Annotated in this window: 16 protein-coding genes; 11 read left to right on the forward strand and 5 right to left on the reverse strand. The window is 67.5% G+C overall.

All coding sequences use genetic code 11. The annotated features are described in order from the left end of the window. Positions 1-3: 3 nt before the first annotated feature. Entirely contained in the window at positions 4-2280 is a 2277-nt protein-coding gene (locus NMLP_RS03760) for a CDC48 family AAA ATPase (RefSeq protein WP_015408801.1), read from the forward strand. Between the two features lie 116 nt (positions 2281-2396). After that, on the forward strand, positions 2397-2606 hold the full coding sequence (locus tag NMLP_RS03765; RefSeq protein WP_015408802.1) for a hypothetical protein: 210 nt from the start codon (positions 2397-2399) through the stop codon (positions 2604-2606). A gap of 19 nt (positions 2607-2625) precedes the next feature. Here NMLP_RS03765 and NMLP_RS03770 read toward each other — a convergent pair whose 3' ends face one another. Then, positions 2626-3480 (reverse strand): translation initiation factor eIF-2B, encoded by an 855-nt coding sequence (locus tag NMLP_RS03770; RefSeq protein ID WP_015408803.1) that lies wholly within the window; start codon positions 3478-3480, stop codon positions 2626-2628. 165 nt (positions 3481-3645) lie between these two features. Between NMLP_RS03770 and NMLP_RS03775 the strand changes: the two genes are divergently transcribed. The 4 genes from NMLP_RS03775 to NMLP_RS03790 all read left to right on the forward strand — a co-directional run bounded on the left by NMLP_RS03775 (position 3646) and on the right by NMLP_RS03790 (position 7788). Continuing rightward, positions 3646-6498 (forward strand): DEAD/DEAH box helicase, encoded by a 2853-nt coding sequence (locus tag NMLP_RS03775; protein WP_015408804.1) that lies wholly within the window; start codon positions 3646-3648, stop codon positions 6496-6498. 104 nt (positions 6499-6602) lie between these two features. Beyond that, positions 6603-6857, forward strand: a complete 255-nt coding sequence (locus tag NMLP_RS03780) for a universal stress protein (RefSeq protein ID WP_084260825.1) — start codon at positions 6603-6605, stop codon at positions 6855-6857. A gap of 150 nt (positions 6858-7007) precedes the next feature. Then, positions 7008-7349 (forward strand): thioredoxin, encoded by a 342-nt coding sequence (gene trxA / locus NMLP_RS03785; protein ID WP_015408805.1) that lies wholly within the window; start codon positions 7008-7010, stop codon positions 7347-7349. 139 nt (positions 7350-7488) lie between these two features. Continuing rightward, positions 7489-7788, forward strand: a complete 300-nt coding sequence (locus NMLP_RS03790) for a hypothetical protein (protein WP_015408806.1) — start codon at positions 7489-7491, stop codon at positions 7786-7788. A 57-nt stretch (positions 7789-7845) separates the two neighbouring features. On the opposite strand, the gene NMLP_RS03795 is transcribed toward NMLP_RS03790, so the two are convergent. After that, positions 7846-8178 carry a 2Fe-2S iron-sulfur cluster-binding protein gene (locus NMLP_RS03795; protein ID WP_015408807.1) on the reverse strand — a complete coding sequence of 111 codons (333 nt, stop codon included), beginning with the start codon at positions 8176-8178 and terminating at the stop codon, positions 7846-7848. A gap of 130 nt (positions 8179-8308) precedes the next feature. Between NMLP_RS03795 and NMLP_RS03800 the strand changes: the two genes are divergently transcribed. From NMLP_RS03800 to NMLP_RS03815, 4 genes are all read left to right on the forward strand, one after another. Beyond that, complete coding sequence (locus NMLP_RS03800) at positions 8309-10057, forward strand: MutS-related protein (protein ID WP_015408808.1); 1749 nt, start codon at positions 8309-8311, stop codon at positions 10055-10057. A gap of 62 nt (positions 10058-10119) precedes the next feature. Beyond that, positions 10120-12231 carry a ribosome rescue protein RqcH gene (gene rqcH, locus NMLP_RS03805; protein WP_015408809.1) on the forward strand — a complete coding sequence of 704 codons (2112 nt, stop codon included), beginning with the start codon at positions 10120-10122 and terminating at the stop codon, positions 12229-12231. Between the two features lie 66 nt (positions 12232-12297). Continuing rightward, positions 12298-13422, forward strand: coding sequence for a DUF4013 domain-containing protein (locus NMLP_RS03810; RefSeq protein WP_015408810.1), 1125 nt, complete (start codon positions 12298-12300; stop codon positions 13420-13422). 63 nt (positions 13423-13485) lie between these two features. Further along, positions 13486-14553: an mRNA surveillance protein pelota gene (locus NMLP_RS03815; protein ID WP_015408811.1), complete on the forward strand. Its 1068-nt coding sequence runs from the start codon at positions 13486-13488 to the stop codon at positions 14551-14553. A gap of 48 nt (positions 14554-14601) precedes the next feature. On the opposite strand, the gene NMLP_RS03820 is transcribed toward NMLP_RS03815, so the two are convergent. The 3 genes from NMLP_RS03820 to NMLP_RS15795 form a co-directional block, all read right to left on the reverse strand. Then, positions 14602-15363 (reverse strand): MBL fold metallo-hydrolase, encoded by a 762-nt coding sequence (locus tag NMLP_RS03820; protein ID WP_015408812.1) that lies wholly within the window; start codon positions 15361-15363, stop codon positions 14602-14604. A 136-nt stretch (positions 15364-15499) separates the two neighbouring features. Beyond that, complete coding sequence (locus tag NMLP_RS15790; RefSeq protein WP_049926108.1) at positions 15500-15691, reverse strand: hypothetical protein; 192 nt, start codon at positions 15689-15691, stop codon at positions 15500-15502. An 11-nt stretch (positions 15692-15702) separates the two neighbouring features. Further along, positions 15703-15888 carry a hypothetical protein gene (locus tag NMLP_RS15795; RefSeq protein WP_049926110.1) on the reverse strand — a complete coding sequence of 62 codons (186 nt, stop codon included), beginning with the start codon at positions 15886-15888 and terminating at the stop codon, positions 15703-15705. A 130-nt stretch (positions 15889-16018) separates the two neighbouring features. Between NMLP_RS15795 and NMLP_RS03835 the strand changes: the two genes are divergently transcribed. Continuing rightward, the gene (locus NMLP_RS03835) at positions 16019-18859 is read left to right on the forward strand and encodes an ATP-dependent helicase (protein ID WP_015408813.1); all 2841 of its coding nucleotides are present in this window, start codon (positions 16019-16021) and stop codon (positions 18857-18859) included. Positions 18860-19163: the final 304 nt, after the last annotated feature.

The following is a 19163-nucleotide window of genomic DNA, read 5'->3' on the forward strand; positions in this document are numbered from 1 at the left end:
CGAATGCGACTCACAGTCAAGCCGTTAAAACAGAAGGACGCCGGGCGCGGACTGGCGGCGATCGACCGGGCGGCGATGGACGAACTCGACCTCGAAAACGGCGATTACATCGTCATCGACGGGGGCGAGTCACGCGCCGTCGCCCGCGTGTGGCCCGGCTATCCGGAGGATCAGGGCCGGGGCGTCGTCCGCATCGACGGACGGCTCCGCGGCGAGGCGGACGTCGGCATCGACGACAAGGTCAGCGTCGAGCCCGCGGAGGTCAACCCCGCAGAGGAAGTCACCGTGGCGCTCCCACAGAACCTCCGGATTCGGGGCAACATCGGCCCGCACATCCGAGACAAGCTCAGCGGACAGGCCGTCACGACGGGGCAGAACGTCCCCTTCTCGCTCGGCCTCGGCCCGCTTTCGACCCAGAGCGGCCAGCGCATCCCGCTTCGGATCGCCGACACCGACCCGAGCGGTACCGTCGTCGTCACCGACTCGACGGAGATCACGGTGAGCGAAAAGCCAGCCGAGCAGATCGCCCAGACGGGAAACAGCGGCGCCGGAGCCGCGGTGAGCGACGGCGCACCCTCGGTTACCTACGAGGACATCGGCGGCCTCGTTCAGGAGCTAGAACAGGTCCGCGAGATGATCGAGTTACCGATGCGCCATCCCGAGTTGTTCCAGCAACTCGGCATCGAGCCGCCGAAAGGAGTCCTCCTGCACGGCCCACCAGGCACCGGCAAGACCCTGATGGCCAAGGCCGTCGCCAGCGAGATCGACGCTCACTTCTCGAACATCTCCGGCCCGGAGATCATGTCGAAGTACTACGGGGAGTCCGAAGAACAGCTGCGTGAAGTGTTCGAGGAGGCCGAGGAGAACGCCCCCGCGATCGTCTTCATCGACGAGATCGACTCGATCGCGCCCAAGCGCGGCGAGACCAGCGGCGACGTCGAACGCCGCGTCGTCGCTCAACTACTGAGCCTTATGGACGGCCTCGACGACCGCGGCGACGTGATCGTCATCGGCGCGACGAACCGCGTCGACGCCCTCGACCCCGCCTTGCGCCGCGGCGGTCGTTTCGACCGCGAGATCGAGATCGGCGTCCCGGACAAGGAAGGTCGAAAGGAGATACTGCAGGTCCACACCCGTGGAATGCCGCTCGTCGACGGGATCGACCTCGATCAGTACGCCGAGAACACCCACGGCTTCGTCGGTGCTGATCTCGCGAGCCTCGCGAAGGAAGCCGCGATGAACGCCCTGCGCCGGATCCGCCCGGAACTCGACCTCGAACAGGACGAGATCGACGCGGAGATCCTCGAGTCGATGTCGGTCACCCGGGGGGATTTCAAGGACGCTTTGAAAGGAATCACCCCGAGCGCGATGCGGGAGGTGTTCGTCGAGGTGCCCGACACCACCTGGAACTCGGTCGGCGGCCTCGAGGACACGAAAGAGCGGCTCAGAGAGACGATCCAGTGGCCCCTCGATTACCCCGAGGTGTTCGAGACGATGGATATGGAGGCCGCCAAGGGCGTCCTCCTGTACGGCCCGCCCGGAACCGGCAAGACCCTGATGGCCAAGGCCGTCGCGAACGAGGCCAACTCGAATTTCATCTCGATCAAGGGTCCCGAACTGCTGAACAAGTACGTCGGCGAGTCCGAGAAGGGGGTCCGCGAGGTGTTCGAGAAGGCCCGCTCGAACGCCCCGACGGTCGTGTTCTTCGACGAGATCGACTCGATCGCCGGCGAGCGCGGCCGCGGCATGGGCGATAGCGGCGTCGGCGAGCGCGTCGTCTCACAGCTGTTGACCGAACTGGACGGCCTCGAGGAGCTCGAGGACGTCGTCGTCATCGCGACCACGAACCGGCCGGACCTCATCGATTCGGCGCTCTTGCGCCCCGGCCGCCTCGACCGTCACGTCCACGTGCCCGTCCCCGACGAGGCCGCCCGGCGGGCGATCCTCGATGTTCACACCCGCGACAAGCCGCTGGCCGACGACGTCGACCTCGATGAAGTCGCTTCCGATACCGACGGCTACGTCGGCGCCGACATCGAAGCCGTTGCCCGCGAGGCATCGATGGCCGCGACTCGGGAGTTCATAAACAGCGTGGACCCCGAGGAGGCCGCCCAGAGCGTCGGCAACGTCCGGATCACCCGCGAGCACTTCGAGGCGGCGCTCGAGGAGGTCGGCCCGAGTGTCGACGACGACACCCGGAAGCGCTATGAGGAACTAGAGGACGAACTCGGCCCGAGTGACGAGCCGAACGAACCCGACGTGAGCCGGACGTTCCAGTAGCGCCCCCCGTCGGCCGAATCTTCGCTTTCTGCAGATATACCACACGATCGTTGAGTGTATTCGGAATCCGAAGCCACCCATCAAACATTTATCCGTTCGTCACCTACCTAAATACGATGAATGCACACACCGAAACAGCCGGCGACCCGCCCGATTCGAAGGCCGTTCTCTTCTGTTCAGCCTGCGATCGATCGGCCCCGATCGACGCCGCGAGCCTCGATCGGCACCGGAACAGGACCGACGTCGAGTGCCCCGACTGTGGCGCCGTCGTCGTCAGTCAGCCGCGGTTCGGATCCGACAGCCGATACCGAACGATCTCGGCCTGATGCGGACGATCGAAGCGGTTCACCCGAGTTTTTCCGTGCCGGTCTCCGTGACGACGCCGTCGAGCAGATGCGCCGGCGTGGCGTCGTAGGCCGGGTTGGCGACCGAAAAGCCCTCCGCGGGTTCGCGCATCACTTCCGCCGGCGACCGGAACTCGTTCTCGAAGACGAACCCCTCCTCGATGAGTTTCTCGCTCGCGCCGACGACGGAGACGGGGACCGCGAGTTCCGCTGCCGTCGCCGCGATGGGAAACGTCCCGACGCGGTTGTACAGCGTGTCCTCGACGATCGCCGACATCCCGAGGAGGACCCGATCGCACTCATCGAGGTACTGTCCCGCCGCGCCGTCGACGATGAGCGTCGTCTCGACGCGGTCGATCGCCGCGAGCGTCCGGGCCGTCCGTCGTCCCAGATACCGCGGTCGGGCCTCGCTGACGTAGACGTCGATGTGGTGGCCCTCGCGGGCGGCGAGTTCGATCGCCTCGACGACCGTCGAGGAGTAGTCGTGGGTCAACACCGTCGTCCCGTCCGGGAGGAGGTGTACGGCGTTCGTCGCGGCCTCGTGTTTGGCGCGCTCGACTGACTCGACGACGTCGTCGATGGCCGCATCGGTTTCGACCTTCGCCGCCTCGATCGTGTCGAACTCGCCGCCCTCGATTCGGGAGACGATCTCGCGTTGGGTGTTGTACAGCGAGGCGTGGGAGGGTTGGGCGCGCTGGAGGGCGCTGGCGTTGCGCTCGAGCGACCGAGCGTACTCCTCGACGGTCGCGAACTCTCGATCGAGGAGTTCCCGCAGCGCCTCGGCCGCTTTGACCGCGACCACCGACGACGAGTGCGTCTGCATCTCGCGGATCTCGTCGACTGTTTCGTCGATCATGGCCGGTGGGTCGGCCGGCGAAGCTATATGCCTTCGGGGATCGGGCTCTCCCGATGCCGTCGTCGGGATCGCGACGGAATCGCGACGAGTCGCCCCGGGGCCCCGATGCGACGGGCGCCGTCCCCGAACGCGCCGTTTATTCGACTGGCGATACAAGCGTAATCGATGAGTAACGGGGCCTCCGACGAGGTCGGCATGGACGCGTTCGCCGCCCTCCATGCGGACGTTCGGGCGGCGCTCTCCGAGCGGGGCTTCGAGACGCCGACGGCACCACAGCGGAAGGCGATCCCGGCGCTCGCCGACGGCGACCACGGCCTCGTCGTCGCCCCGACCGGGTCCGGCAAGACCGAGACGGCGATGTTGCCGGTCCTCTCGGCAATCCGGGGGCGCGAGCCGAGACACGGGATACAGGCGCTCTACATCACGCCGCTGCGAGCGCTGAATCGCGATATGCGAGAACGCCTCGATCGGTGGGGCGAGACGCTCGGCATCGAGGTCGCGGTTCGACACGGCGACACGACCGACTACGAGCGTGGCAAACAGGCCGAGGACCCGCCGGACGTCCTCGTGACGACGCCGGAGACGTTGCAGGCGATGTTCACGGGCAAGAGGCTCCGCCGGGCGATCGCCGACGTCGAACACGTCGTCGTCGACGAAGTCCACGAACTCGCCGCCTCCAAGCGGGGGGCACAGCTGACGGTCGGGCTCGAGCACCTCCGCGAGCACGCCGGCTCGCTTCAGCGGATCGGTCTCTCGGCGACCGTCGGCGACCCGGAGGAAGTCGGGCGCTTTCTGACCGGCGACCGCGGCTGTCGGATCGCCGAGGTTGAGGCGGGGTCGAACATCGACGTCTCGGTCCGGACGCCCGAGATCACGGCGGCCGATCGGACGGCTGCGGGCGAGTTGTTGACCGACGCCGAACTCGCGAGCCACGTCCGAACCATCGACGACATCGTCGCCGCCCACGACTCGACGCTCGTCTTCGTGAACACCCGACAGACCGCCGAGGGACTCGGATCGCGGCTGAAGTCCTACGGTACGGATCTGGGCATCCACCACGGCTCGCTGTCGAAGTCAGCCCGGGTCGAAGTCGAGGACCGTTTCAAAACCGGCGAACTCGACGCGCTTTTGTGTACCTCCTCGATGGAACTCGGCATCGATGTGGGCCGGATCGACCACGTCGTCCAGTACTCGAGCCCGCGGGAGGTCCGCCGGCTCCTCCAGCGCGTCGGGCGAGCGGGCCACCGCCGGGAGGCGACCTCTGCCGGGACGGTCATCGCGACCGGCTCCGACGACGCCTTCGAGGCGCTCGCGATCGTCGAGCGCGCCGAACGCGGTGCCGTCGAGTCGGCGGGGATCCACCACGCCAGCCTCGATACGGTCGCGAACCAGATCCCCGGCCTGCTCATGGGCTTCGAGGAAATCCCCGCCGCGCGGGCCTACGACATCGTCACGCGGGCGTATCCGTTCCGGAATCTGTCCCGAGCCGAATTCAAATCGGTCGTCCGGGAACTTTCGGACAACCGGCTCCTGTGGCTCGAGGAGGACGCGGATCGCCTCGAGAAGTCGGGCGGGACGTGGCAGTACTTCTACGCCAATCTCTCGATGATCCCCGACGAAGCGAATTACACGGTGACAGACATGGCGTCTGGCGACCCAGTCGGGACGCTCGCCGAGCGCTTCGTCGTCACGTTCGCCGCTCCCGGCGAGACGTTCGTCCAGGGCGGGGAGATGTGGCGGATCACCGAGATCGACGACGAGGCCGAGGAGGTCCTCGTCTCGCCGGTCGGCGACCCGACCGGGGAGGTCCCCTCCTGGGTCGGCCAGGAGATCCCGGTCCCTTACGACGTAGCCCAACACGTCGGGCGAACGCGGGCCGACGCCCACGAGCGGTTCGAGTCGGGGATGGGACGCGACCACGTCGCGGAAGCGCTCACGGAGCGGTTCCCGGCGGACGAACACACCGCGAGCGAGGCGCTGAAACCCGTCGAGCGCCACGAAGGGCCGGTTCCGGCCGACGACCGGGTCGTCGTCGAGGGGTTCGGCCGCGAGGTCGTCCTCAACGCCGCGTTCGGCCACACGGTCAACGAGACGCTGGGGCGGTTGCTGTCGGCGCTGATCGGCCAGCGGACCGGCTCGTCGGTGGCGATGGAGGTCGACCCCTACCGGATCGAGCTCGAAGTGCCCTCGGGGGTGACGATCGGGGACGTCGTCGAGATCCTCGAAACGACCGACCCGGAGCACGTCGCGACCCTCGTCGAGTTGAGCCTCAAAAACGCCGATTCGCTCAAGTACACCCTCGCACAGGTCGCGGCGAAGTTCGGCGCGCTGAAACGCTGGAAGGGCAAGGGGGCGAGCCAGAATCGTTTCGGCAAGGACCGGCTGCTCGAGGCGCTCGAGGACACGCCGATCTACGACGAGGCGGTTCGGGTCGTCCTCCACGAGCAACTCGACGCCGCGACGGCGAGCGACGTCCTCCGGCGGCTCCAGTCGGGCGATCTCGCCCTCGAGACGGCGAGTCAACGGACGGCGCTCGGGCAGGCGGGGCGGTCCTCCGGGCGGGAGTTGCTCTCGCCGCAGAACGCCGACGCCTCCGTCGTCGAAACCGTCAGAGAACGGATCATGAACGACCGGGTGTTGCTCGCGTGTCTCCACTGCGAGGAGTGGGACCGACGGCAGACGGTCGAGCGAGTCGACGAACAGCCGGAGTGCCCGGCGTGTGGGTCGACCCGGGTCGCTGCGTTGAACCCCTGGGCCGACGAGGTGCTCGAGTCGGTCCGGACCGGCGAGGACCGAAAGGACGACGAGCAGCGAAAACAGACCGAACGCGCCCACCGGGCCGCAAGTCTGGTTCAGAGCCACGGCAAGAAGGCGGTGATCGCGCTGGCGGCGCGGGGCGTCGGCCCCCGCAACGCCGCGTTTGTGATCAACAACCACCGCGAGGACGAGGACGACTTCTACCGCGATATCATCGAGCGCGAGCGCCAGTACGCCCGGACGAACTCCTTTTGGGATTGAACCAACCGGGGCACACTGATTGTGCATATAGCACAATATAGTTGGGGAGCGGCGTCGACGGGAGACATCTCGTCACGGTCGTCCCCTCGGACGTCCACACAGAGATGCCGGGAATCGACTTTGAAAAGCGGCGAAAGAACGCTCTCGGAACGTACCGCCGCGTGAGCGAACGCGAAGGGTCCGACGTGGAGACACGCGTTGTCCGGGGCACGCCCCAACGCCGGATCAACGGTATCGCGGGGACGGTCGCCGCCGACCTGATGCTCGTCGGCTCTCGCGGGCACAGCCGCCTGCGCCGGCTGTGCTGGGAAGCGTCTCCGAGCGGATCGTCGCGGAGACGAACGCGAACGTCCTGTTGATCCCCTCGAAGAACGCCTGATACTGGCGGACAAACGAACGGACACACGAGGCGCACGCCGTTCGACGGCGCGACTGGCGGATCACCTCGCCAGCAATATTGTATAGAACGTCCAAAATCATTATACGTTCTCGGGCCGTAGCGTGTAGTGATGAGTTCGAACGCAACAGCCGTCCCGACCGAACCGATCCACCTGGGTGCCGAAGGCGACCTCGAGGAAGCGGTATCGACGTACGACGTCGTACTGGTCGACTTCTACGCCGACTGGTGTGGCCCGTGTCAGATGATGGAGCCGGCGATCGAGTCGGTCGCGGCCGACACCGACGCCGCCGTCGTGAAGGTCGACGTCGATCAGTTCCAGGGGCTCGCCGCCCAATACGGCGTCCAGGGGATCCCCGCGTTGTTCCTCTTTGCCGACGGCGAGACCGTCGAACAGCTCGTCGGTATGAAGTCCGAAGACGAGCTCTCGGGCGTGATCGAACGCTACGCGTGATCGGACGCCAGGGCGGCCGAGAAACGGCCGCCAGCACATCGCGGAGCGCTCCGGCACGTCCGGACGTGCTCGCGAACGGCCCGGCGCCAGCCACCCACCACCGGGACGCCGGACGACGACGCGGACGACGACACATTCCATGCCAGATACGACACCCGACGCCACGGCCGAGACGACTCGCGTGTGGATGGTCGAACGGACCTACTCGGACGACGAACAGAACCTGATCATCATCACCTACGCGACGCCCGGCGGCCGCCGGGAGTTCCGCAAGGAGCGCGCGCTGACGAGCTTCACGGGAACTCGCCGCGAGACGCCGGTCAGCCTCGAGGTCGACACCTCCGACCTCGGGACCGTTTCTGACCCCGAAACGCGGGAGCGCTACGCGGCCGAGGCCGACCGGATGGCCGAGAAGCACGACCCCGGGGACGAGTTATAAATCGCGGACGGACGTTTATAAATAGATCCAGCCCGCGCTTCCGCGTTTATAAACAGGTCAGTCGTCGGCAGACGCCGGCTCCGATCCCTCGCTCGCGGCCGTATCGTCGATGCTCGGCGGGTACTTTCCGCGGTCGAGCTTGAGATCGGACTGCGGGCGGGCCATGCAGGTCAGTGCGTAGGACTCGCTTTCCTCGTCGGTTAGCCCCCGAGCGGCGGGCTGGGCGACGTCGCCCTCGAGGATCTCGGCCGAACACGCCAGACACATCCCGACGCGACAGGAGTACTCCTGTGCGATTCCCTCCTCGATGCAGCGTTTGAGGATGGTCTGTTTGTCCGAAACCGTGATCGTCTCGTCGGTCCCGACGAACTCGACGGTGTACTCTGTCATACCGAACGGTTGGGCCACCCCGGACAAAACTCTTTACCTCCGTACGCGGTCCGACACGCTGTCGGGAGTCGGCCGGCACCGGTGGGAGACGCTCCGCCACCCTAATGGCCCGCCTGGACGAGTCACCGACATGAACGTAGAGGAGTACTGGGGGATCGGCCCGAAGACCAAAACGGTCCTCGAGGAGTCGATCGGGACCGAGGCCGCCATAGAGGCGATCGAGGCGGGCGACGTCCGGACGCTCGTCGAGGCGGGCGTCGACCGAAGCCGGGTGACGCGCGTACTCAGACACGCCCAAAGCGCCGACGGGATGGCGCTCTTGGCGACCCGCGACGCCCGGCTAGTTTATAAAGACCTTCTCGATTCGATCGCCAAACTCGCCGTGAGCGAGGCGGCCGCCGACCGGCTCCGGACGCTGACGCCGCTGGCCGACCGGTCGGCTATGGAGGCCCGTCTCGACGCCGTCGAGCGCGGGCGGGCGGGCTGGAACGCCCTCGACGACGACGACAGGACGGCGGTGCTCGGGACGTTCGAGCGCTACGACGACGCTGCCGGCCGGATCGCCGCCGTCGAAGCGGCGGTCGAGTTGGCCGAGATCGACACCGAAAGCGCCGTCTTCGATCCGATCGCCGGCCTCGATACGGACGCGCTGGCCGAGGCGGCGGTGGCGCTCGAAGCTCTCGGCGACGACCGGATCGCCCGGGGGGCCGACGACGAACTCGACCGGCTCCGGGACGCCCGCGAGACCCTCGACCGGCTCTCGGCGAATGCGGAAGGGGTCCTCGAGGAGCTGCGATCGGACGGCGTCGACGACAGCACGGCCTTTCGCGAGGGGCTCGTCGAGTACCTCCGCCGGGAGACGACCGTCGATCCGGCCCGGGTCCGCTCGGCGATGGTCGACGAGGCCGTCGACGCCACCGGGTTCGTCACCGAGACGCTCCGGGCGCTTCGGTCGGATCTGGAGGCCGCCATCGGGGAGCGCTCGGCGGCCGTCCGCGCCGACCTGGAGGCGGCCGTCGAGGCGGCGGGCGAGGACGTCGGGCGCGCCGAAACGGCCGTGACGACGGTCGCGCGCGAACTCTCCGTGGGCCGATTCGCGGCGGCCTACGACCTCCGCCGCCCCCGCTACGTCGACGACGAGGGCCTCGCGGTCGTCGGCGCGCGGAACCTCGGGCTGCTCGACGCCGGCGTCGACCCGCAGCCGATCACGTACGCGGTCGGCGAGCACGGCCTCGACGCCCCGGCCGGCGAACGAGTAACGGTGCTCACGGGGGCCAACAGCGGCGGGAAGACGACGCTTCTGGAGACGCTGTGTGCCGTTGCGGTTCTCGCCCATATGGGCCTGCCCGTCCCGGCCGACGCCGCCGAGATCTCGGTCCTCGATCGGCTCGTCTTCCACCGGCGACACGCGAGTTTCAACGCGGGCGTCCTCGAGTCGACGCTGCAGTCGGTCGTCCCGCCGCTGGTCTCCGGCGACCGGACGCTCATGCTGGTCGACGAGTTCGAGGCCATCACCGAACCGGGGCGGGCGGCGGACTTACTCGGCGGTCTCGTCCGGCTGTCGATCGCCGAGGGCGCCATCGGGACGTTCGTCACCCACCTGGCGAACGACCTCGAACCCCTCCCGGAGTCGGCGCGAACCGACGGTATCGTCGCCCGCGGGCTGACCGACGACCTCGAGTTGGAGGTCGACTACCAACCCCGCTTCGGCGAGGTGGGCCGCTCGACGCCGGAGTTCATCGTCTCGCGGCTGGTCGCGAACGCGGGCGACCGCGCCGAGGAGGCCGGCTTCCGGACGCTCGCGGCGGCGCTGGACACCGAGATGGTCCAACGAACCCTCTCGGACGCGGCCTGGACGGCGCTCGACGGATCGGAGTGACCGTCCGCCCGACGGCACCGCCGAGGCGGTAGGCATTTCTTCGGCCCACCACACCCCAGCGTATGGACAGAAAGCGGGCGATGACGAGCGTCGACCTCGCCGCGCTCGTCGGCGAGTTGCGGGAGTACACCGGCGCGGTCGTCGACAAGGCCTACCTCTACGGCGACGACTTCGTCCGGTTGAAGATGCGCGATTACGACCGCGGCCGGATCGAACTCGTCGTCGAGACGGGCGATCCCAAGCGGGCCCACGTCGCCGTCCCCGACCACGTCGCCGACGCCCCGGGGCGGCCGCCGAACTTCGCGATGATGCTCAGAAACCGCATCGCGGGCGCGAACTTCGAGGGCGTCGAGCAGTACGGCTTCGACCGCATTCTCACCTTTCGTTTCGAACGCGAGGACGCGACGACGCTCGTCGTCGCGGAACTGTTCGGCGACGGCAACGTCGCCGTGATGAACGAGGACAGAGAGGTCATCGACTCTCTCGACACCGTCCGGTTGACCGCCCGGACGGTCGCGCCGGGATCGCAGTACGGCTACCCCGACGAGCGGTTCAGCCCCCTCGATTGCGACGGCGAGGCCTTCGCAGCGCGGATGGCCGACTCCGATACCGACCTCGTTCGCACGCTCGCGACGCAGCTCAACTTCGGCGGCCTCTACGCCGAGGAGCTGTGTACACGCGCCGGCGTCGAGAAGACGATGGACATCGAGGAAGCGACCGAGGAGCACTACGAGGCGCTCTACGGCGCGCTCGAGCGTCTCCGGGAGCCGATCCTCGAGGGCCGGACCGATCCCCGGCTCTACGAGACCGACGACGGCGACGTCGTCGACGCGACGCCGCTTCCGTTGCGGGAACACGAGACAGAGGGCTACGACGCGACCGCCTTCGAGAGTTTCAACGGCGCGATCGACGAGTACTTCTATCGGCTCGAAACCGAGTCCGAGACCGAAGAACAGGCCGGCGCCGGGACCGACCGCCCCGACTTCGAGTCCGAGATCGAAAAATACGAGCGGATCATCGAACAGCAGGAGGGCGCGATCGAGTCCTACGACGAGCAGGCCGACGAGGAACAGCGGAAGGCCGAATCCCTCTACGGCAACTACGATCTGATCGACGAGATCTGCTCGACGGTTCGGGCGGCCCGCGAGGACGGCGTCCCCTGGGCGGAGATCGAGGAGACGTTCGAGGCCGGTGCCGAGCGGGGCATCGAGGCCGCCGAGGCGGTCGTCTCGGTCGACGGTGCCGAGGGGACGGTGACCGTCGATCTGGGGGACGGCCCGATCGAGTTGGACCCGACCGTCGGCGTCGAGCGCAACGCCGATCGCCTCTACACCGAGGCCAAGCGCGTCCGCGGGAAAAAAGAGGGCGCACAGGCCGCCATCGAGGACACCCGCGAGGACCTCGCCGCAGTCGAGCGCCGCCGCGAGGCGTGGGAGGCCGAGGACGCCGACGAGGGCGAGGACGAAGACGACGACGCCGAGACCGACTACCTCGCCGTGTCGTCGGTCCCCGTCAGGTACGACGAGAAGTGGCACGAGCGCTTTCGGTGGTTCCGGACGAGCGACGGCTTCCTCGTGATCGGGGGGCGAAACGCCGACCAGAACGAGGAGCTGGTCAAAAAGTACATGGACCCCTCGGATCGGTTCTTCCACGCGCAGGCCCACGGCGCGCCGGTGACGATTCTGAAGGCGACAGAACCGGACGAACCGGCCCGCGACGTCGACATCCCGGAGACGAGCAAACGCGAGGCCGCCCGCTTTGCGGTGTCGTACTCCTCCGTCTGGAAGGACGGCAAATTCGAGGGTGACGTCTACGAGGTCGACGCCGATCAGGTGTCGAAGACGCCCGAGAGCGGCGAGTACGTCGAGAAGGGGAGCTTCGTCATTCGCGGTGATCGAGAGTACTACCACGACGTCTCCGTCGGCGTCTCCGTCGGCATCAAGTGCGAACCCGACACCCGCGTCGTCGGGGGGCCGCCGTCGGCCATCGATTCGGTCGCTGCGACGTCGATCCGGATCGAGCCGGGAGAGTACGCCCAAAACGACATCGCAAAGCGGCTCTACCGGACGTTCCGCGAACGCTTTACCGACACGAGCTTCGTCCGCAAGGTCGCAAGCCCCGACCGGATCCAGGAGTTCTGCCCGCCCGGGGGGAGCCGAATGGTCGACGAGTGAGCCGACGGGGGCAGCCGGCTGGCCGCCTCCACGGAATATAAAGCCACTGGGCGCGTTACTAAAGACATGCTCAGGGAGGCGCTCGACTACCCGACGCGGTCGCCCGAAGGGGGGCGTTCGGTCATCGTCGGCGGACTGGTCCTCGTCGTCATCACGGCCTGTCTCGGCGTTGCGGCGCTCGGCGCCCCGTACGCGTACGCCGCCGCGTTGGGTCTCCTCCCGTGGCTCCTCGTGCGGGGCTACTACGTCCGCGTCGTCCGCACGTCGATCGGGCGCGAGCGCCCGACTCCGCCGCGGTTCGGCGACGTCCGACGACTGTTCCGCGACGGCGCGGTCGCAGTCGGGATCTCGGCGGTGTATCTGCTGCCCGGGTCGGTCGTGCTCGCCCCGCTGGTCGGCGTTCGAGCGGCCGGGACGGACGTCTCGGCGGTGTTGCTCGAGCGCGCTGTCCCCGGGGCTGCCGCGACCGCGGCCACCTCGCTGACGGGCGTCGCCGCCGTCGTCGCGCTCATGTACGCCATCGGCGCGCTCTACGTCCTCCCGGTGGCGGTCGCCCGGTTCGCCCACTCGAATCGCGTGCGCGCCGCCTTCGAGATCGGACCCGTCGTTTCCGGAGCCATCAGCGAGGATTACGCCACCGCGTGGGGGATCTCGATCGCCTTGCGGCTGTTCGTGCTTCCGTTCACGTACCTGCTTCGGCTCCTCCTCGTCGGGTTCTTCCTCCAGTTTCACGTTTCGACCGGCGCTCGGTACTGTTACGGCCAGGGCGCGGGGGCCGCGCTCGGTCTCGATGCGGTTCCCGCGACCCACGAACGGAGCGACCCCGAGGAGTGGGCTGCCCGACCCGCCGTCTCGCGCGTCCCGGCCCGCGATGGAGGGATCGGGAGTCGACGGCAACGGCCGGGACGCGGCGACCTCACACCGGCGGTGCGGCGGGTGACGGAGGGCGTCACCGACGCTGGTGCCGAGACCGACGGCGGTTCCGGGGCCGGGCGGTCGCCGGGGGCTTCGAATGTGACCGACGGCGGCTCCGGGCCGGGAGGGGACGGCGCTTCCGAGGGCGACGGCGATGCGGGGGGCGACGCGGACGCATCGGAGTCGCGGGGCTTCGACGGCGGGTTCCGACCCGCTATCGGCCCGGTCGAACGAGGCGGCGACACCGACGGCCGGGACGGGCACACGCCGGAGTGAGCGACCCGCCAGCCCCCCGATCCGAACCCGAGCGCACTTATTATCTCCGACCCGACGGCTGGTATGCGCATCGCCGACCGCGAGGCCGCCGAGGGGGGCCGCGAACGGATCACCGTCGTCCCCGAGAGCCTCGACGACCTGTGGCATCTCACCTACATTCTGGAACCCGGCGACGCCGTCTCGGGCGACACCACGCGCCGAATCCAGCGCGACGACGACATGACCCGCGACACCGGCGGTCAACGCGAGCCGATGTGGCTCGCACTCGAGGTGGCCGATGTCGAGTTCGCGAAGTTCGCCAACCGCCTCCGGGTCGGCGGCGAGATCGTCGAGTGCTCGCGAGAGGACCAACTCGACTTCCACCACACGTTCAACGTCGAGGAGCACGACGAGATCACGATCGAGAAGGTCTGGCAGGTCGACCAACTGGAGCGGCTTGAGGAGGCCGTCGAGACTGCAGAACAGCCCGACGTCGCCATCGCGACCGTCGAGGAGGGCGAGGCCCACGTCCACACCGTCGCCCAGTACGGCGTCGAGGAGCGCGCGACGATCACCGGGACGACGGGGAAAAGCGAGTACGCTCGCGGCCGCGACGAACTGTTCGAGGAGTTGGCCGCGATCCTGAAACGCCTCGACGTCGAGGCGATTATCCTCGCCGGCCCGGGGTTCACCAAGCGAGACGCCCTCGATCACATCGAGGAGGACGCCCCGGAGGCGGCCGGAAAGATACAGACCGTCGACACCGCGAGCGTCGGCGACCGCGGCGTCCACGAGGTGTTGAAACGCGGCGCGGTCGATCGCATCCAGACCGAGACCCGCATCTCGAAGGAGGCCGAATACATCGACGAACTGATGGAACGGATCGCCGAGGGAGCCAAAGCCGCCTACGGAATCGATGAAGTGGCTGAGGCCGCCGAATACGGGGCGGTCGAGACGCTGCTCGTCCTCGACGAACGGCTGCGGGAGGAACGCGCCGGGGAGGGCGAGTGGGCACGCGACGTCAACGACGTCATCTCGGACGTTGAGCGACAGGGCGGCGACGTGGTCGTCTTCTCCCACGAGTTCGACCCCGGCCAGCAACTCGGGAACCTGGGCGGGATCGCGGCGCTGTTGCGCTATCGGCTGAACTGACCCGCAGTACAGCCTCCGACCGGTCTTCGGGCTCCCGGCGGCGACGAGCTACCCGGTTCGTCGCAGATCCACCGTCAGGCCGTCTCTCGCCACCCGGACGTCGCCGTCGAACGCCGACTCGACGGACTCGGTCATCTCGTCGTGGTGGCCGTCGGTGTGGGGATACAGGTGCGTCAGGTAGACCCGGCCGATCTCGTGGCCCGATAGCGCCTCGCCGAGTCGGCTCGGCGTCGGGTGGTTGTCCACGTCAATACCATCGGGAAACGAACAGTCGTGCGCCAACACGGCCGATCCTTCGGCGAGTTCGGCGACGGCCTCGGTCGCCTCGCCGTCGCCGGAGAACGTAAAGATGGCGTCGTCGGTTTCGAAGCGGTAAGCCAGACCCTGCATCGAGTGCACCGTTTCGACCGCCTCGACGTCGTAGCCGGCGACCGACTCCGACCCCGGGCCGAGCTCCCGGATCGAGAGGTCAATCCGGCCGGCCATGTACTCGTGGACGTCGAGAAGTCCCTCGAGGAGCTCCTCGGTGCCGTCTGGGCCGACGACCTCGAGGTCGGTCTCGCCGGCCAGCCACCGGGCTTTAAGCAGGGCCATGAGGTCCGAGACGTGGTCGATGTGGTGGTGGGTGAGCAGGACCGTCTCGATTCCCTCGTAGCCGACGTTGGTCTCCGCGAGGCCGTGGAGCACGCCGCTGCCGCAGTCGACGAGCAGCGGACCGCCCCCGCCTGCGGGGTCCTCGAGCAGCAGGCCGGTCTGGAACCGTTCGCCGGTCGGCATCGCCGATCCGGTGCCGAGAAAAGTCACGCGCATACCTCCCGGTCGGGGGCGGCGGGGAAGTATGTTGATATCGGGGGCTAGGGGGTACTCGGCGTCGGATCGCCCCGGGGCGTCCTCGCGGCCCGTGTCGACTCCTCACAGCTGTATCGTACCGTCAACGTCCGCGCCGTCACAGTTCGTGTCGTATATATATCCCGAGGTAGCCGCCGAGAACGGCGAGTCCGACGGTGTAGGCCGCCACGAAAACGAGCGCGACGGCGCCGAACACGCCGAGTGCTATGGGGGCACCGCCGAACCCGAGGAAGGCCAACAGCAGGAAAAACAGGACCACGAAGGGGACGAACGTGACCACGCCCGCCACCGCCCCGGCCTTCAGTCCGTCCTCGAAACGTCCGCCTTGGAATAACCGGCGACGATCCCACCGAGAAGCGTCGAGAGCGGGACCGCAGAGAGGACGATGCCGACGACGCCGCCAACGAAGCCGTATATCAGGGCGTTCGACTCCGTCTCCGCCGGGAGCCGATCGCGCAGCGTGGAGGGGGGACTGTCGGGGACCATGGCTCGGGGTCCGGGGGTGGGCGCGAAAGGCCTTGCGGTGGCTCGCGGGGGCGCGAGCCACACCGGCGGCGTCGATCCGCAGTTCCGCGGGCCAAACCCACTTGCACGCCCGCACCCTATCGGCCGATACATGGGAGAGACGTCGTCCCCGTCGGAGACCTCTCCGGAGGCCCGGGTCCGCGAGCAACTGGCAGACGTCGGGGTCGAGTACGATCCGGCGTCGGTCGACATAGACGACGCGGAAGCGTTCGCCCGTCTCTCCCCCGACGTGCGGGCGTGGTGGATCGAGCAGTTCGGCGAGTTCGTCCCGGAGAACGGCGGCCTCTTCACCCCGCCACAGAAGGAGGCGATCCCGCTGATCGACGAGGGGACGAACACGTTGGTGTGTGCGCCGACGGGATCGGGCAAGACGCTCTCCTCGTTCAGTGCCATCATCGACGATCTGTTTCGGCGCGCCGAGACCGCCGAGGACGGACTCGACAACAGCGTCTACTGTCTGTACGTCTCGCCGCTGAAGTCGCTCGCGAACGACATCCACCGGAATCTGACCGAACCGCTCGAGGCGATCGGCGACCGCCTCGAATCGCGCGGGGAGTCCGTCGAGATACGCCACGCGATCAGACACGGCGACACGAGCGATGCCGAACGACAGCGGATGCTCGAGGAGACGCCGCATATCCTCAACACGACGCCGGAGACGCTCGCCATCCTGCTCAACAGTCCGAAGTTCAAACGGAAGCTCGAGACCGTCGAGTACGTCGTCGTCGACGAGATCCACTCGCTCGCGGACGGCAAACGGGGGACACACCTGTCGGTCTCGCTCGAACGGCTCGAACGGATGTGTGAGACCTCGCCAACCCGGATCGGCTGCTCGGCGACGGTCGAACCGCTGGAGACGATCGGCGAGTTCCTCGTCGGCGGGCGGCCGCCGGCCGGCGGTGCCGACGACGCCGACGGCGACGGTTGGCACCCCCGAGAGTACGAAATCGTCGACGCGCGGTTCGTCCGGGAGTTCGACGTCGAACTCTCCTGTCCGACCGACGACCTGATCGACACGCCGCGGGCGGTCATCACGGATCGGTTGTACAAGCGACTCGACGAACTGGTCGCCGAACACACCAACACGCTCGTCTTCACGAACACGCGGTCGGGGGCCGAACGGGTGTTGCACAACCTCCGGGAGCGCGGCGGTTACGACGAGTCGAACTCCGGGTGTCACCACGGCTCGCTGTCGAAGGATCGGCGCGCGGAGATCGAGTCGGGACTGAAACAGGGGGCGTTGGACGTCGTCACCACGTCGACCTCGTTGGAGCTGGGGATCGACATGCCGCACGTCGATCTCGTCGTACAGGTCGGCTCGCCGAAGAGCGTCGCCTCGTTGCTGCAACGCGTGGGCCGGGCCGGCCACCGACTCGACAAGACGGTCAAGGGCCGAGTGATCGCCCTCGACCGCGACGAGTTGATCGAGTGTGCGGTGATGCTACGGAAGGCCGAGGCGGGGTTCGTCGATCGGGTGTTCGTCCCCGAGCGCGCCCAAGACGTGGCGGCCCAGCAGGTGTACGGGATGGCGATCAACGGACCGCGCCGCGAGGCCGAGATCCGCGGGATTCTCGAGAGCGCCTACCCCTATCGGAACTACACGGATGGGGAGTACGAGTCGCTGTTTCGGTATCTGACTGCCGACTACGACGGTATGGAAGAAAAGAACGTCTACGCGAAAGTCTGGCGCGACGAGAACGACCCGCCGGGCGGCGAGCACCACTACGAGGCGTTCGATCCGGGGACACCACTCGTCGGCAAGCGCGGCCGGCTCGCGCGGGTCATTTATATGACAAATATCGGGACGATCCCGGACTCGTTCAGTTGCGACGTCTACACCCGCTCTGGTGACGAATGGGTCGGCCAACTCGACGAGGCGTACCTCGACACGCTCGAAGGAGGCGACGTCTTCGTCCTCGGTGGCTCGAACTACGAGTACCGCTACCGGCGGGGCTCGAAGGTGTATGTCGACCCGACGAACGCCCGTCCGACCGTCCCGTCGTGGTTTTCCGAGCGGTTGCCCCTGAGCTACGACCTCGGCCGGGAGGTCCTCCGGTTTCAGCGCGAGGTGCTCGAGCGGATGGCGTCAGCGGGACCGCCGGGCGTCCGCCGGTGGCTCAGAGAGTTCCCACTCGACGAAAACACCGTCCGCGCCCTGACGCGGATGTTCGACACGCAACTGCAGTACGCTGGCGCCGAAAGCGTCTCGACGGACCATCGGCTCGCGATCGAGGTCGAACTCGACCGCGAGGCGTACCGCCGCAACTACTACGTCCACTCGAACTACGGCCGACGGTTCAACGACGGTCTCTCGCGGCTCCTCGCCTACCGGTGTGCCCAGCGGGCGACCGCGAACGTTACCGTCGCCGTCGCCGACCACGGCTTCACGCTCTCGATGCCGCTGAACCGGAAGATCGATATCGAGTCCGTGCTCCGTGATATCGACCCCGACGGGGGCCGGGGCGACCTCCGGGCGTCGCTGTCGGGGACTGACCTTCTCAAGCGCTACTTCCGGATCAACGCGACGCGGTCGCTCATGATCCTCAAACGGTACAAGGGCCACGAGAAGTCCGCGAGCCAACAGCAAGTTTCCAGCGAGATGCTACTCGGGTTCGCCGAGGACAAGGAGCGATTCGCGGTGATGGAGGAGACCTACCGAGAGATCCTGGAGGACAAACTCGACGTTGACGCGGTTGAGACGTTCCTTTCGGGCGTCGACTCGGGCGACATCGACGTGTCCGTGACGCGCGTCGACTCGCCGTCGCCGCGGGCGTTCGGTCTCGCGACGCTGATGGCGAGCGACGTCGTCCTCGCCGAGGACGAGTCGGCCGTCCTCCAGGAGTTCCACGACCGGGTACTCGCCGAAATTGAGGGCGATGACAGTAGTCTGTCCGAACCGAGTGCCGGCGACGGTACGGCCGACGCCGGTTGACGTTTCCTGCCGACATCACCCGGCGGTCAATATCGGCCGACTCCTCGTGGCGATACTACTCCATGCGACACTCGGTCGGCAGTTATTTGACACGAGCGGAAGACCTGGCGGCTACACAGACACAACTCCGACACAAAAGTGAGATGACCCGGAGGTCCGCTGTCTCCGGTACGTGAGGATATTGCTCCACCTGGGTTTCATACTGCGGACGCTACTGTTGGATTGATTAAATCCCGATGGACGGCGGTACGTCCCCGTCGCGCGCAGCGACCTCGAAATTAAAGACGAGATCCACTACTGGGCG

The sequence above is a fragment of the Natronomonas moolapensis 8.8.11 genome, from assembly GCF_000591055.1.
In the GTDB taxonomy this organism is placed as follows: Archaea; Halobacteriota; Halobacteria; order Halobacteriales; family Haloarculaceae; genus Natronomonas; species Natronomonas moolapensis.

Excerpts from the sequence above, each read along its gene's own strand:
- NMLP_RS03760 (WP_015408801.1), top strand. The coding sequence starts at position 4 with ATGCGACTCACAGTCAAGCCGTTAAAACAGAAGGACGCCGGGCGCGGA.
- NMLP_RS03765 (WP_015408802.1), top strand. The coding sequence starts at position 2,397 with ATGAATGCACACACCGAAACAGCCGGCGACCCGCCCGATTCGAAGGCC.
- NMLP_RS03770 (WP_015408803.1), bottom strand. The coding sequence starts at position 3,480 with ATGATCGACGAAACAGTCGACGAGATCCGCGAGATGCAGACGCACTCG.
- NMLP_RS03775 (WP_015408804.1), top strand. The coding sequence starts at position 3,646 with ATGAGTAACGGGGCCTCCGACGAGGTCGGCATGGACGCGTTCGCCGCC.
- NMLP_RS03780 (WP_084260825.1), top strand. The coding sequence starts at position 6,603 with ATGCCGGGAATCGACTTTGAAAAGCGGCGAAAGAACGCTCTCGGAACG.
- trxA (WP_015408805.1), top strand. The coding sequence starts at position 7,008 with ATGAGTTCGAACGCAACAGCCGTCCCGACCGAACCGATCCACCTGGGT.
- NMLP_RS03790 (WP_015408806.1), top strand. The coding sequence starts at position 7,489 with ATGCCAGATACGACACCCGACGCCACGGCCGAGACGACTCGCGTGTGG.
- NMLP_RS03795 (WP_015408807.1), bottom strand. The coding sequence starts at position 8,178 with ATGACAGAGTACACCGTCGAGTTCGTCGGGACCGACGAGACGATCACG.
- NMLP_RS03800 (WP_015408808.1), top strand. The coding sequence starts at position 8,309 with ATGAACGTAGAGGAGTACTGGGGGATCGGCCCGAAGACCAAAACGGTC.
- rqcH (WP_015408809.1), top strand. The coding sequence starts at position 10,120 with ATGGACAGAAAGCGGGCGATGACGAGCGTCGACCTCGCCGCGCTCGTC.
- NMLP_RS03810 (WP_015408810.1), top strand. The coding sequence starts at position 12,298 with ATGCTCAGGGAGGCGCTCGACTACCCGACGCGGTCGCCCGAAGGGGGG.
- NMLP_RS03815 (WP_015408811.1), top strand. The coding sequence starts at position 13,486 with ATGCGCATCGCCGACCGCGAGGCCGCCGAGGGGGGCCGCGAACGGATC.
- NMLP_RS03820 (WP_015408812.1), bottom strand. The coding sequence starts at position 15,363 with ATGCGCGTGACTTTTCTCGGCACCGGATCGGCGATGCCGACCGGCGAA.
- NMLP_RS15795 (WP_049926110.1), bottom strand. The coding sequence starts at position 15,888 with ATGGTCCCCGACAGTCCCCCCTCCACGCTGCGCGATCGGCTCCCGGCG.
- NMLP_RS03835 (WP_015408813.1), top strand. The coding sequence starts at position 16,019 with ATGGGAGAGACGTCGTCCCCGTCGGAGACCTCTCCGGAGGCCCGGGTC.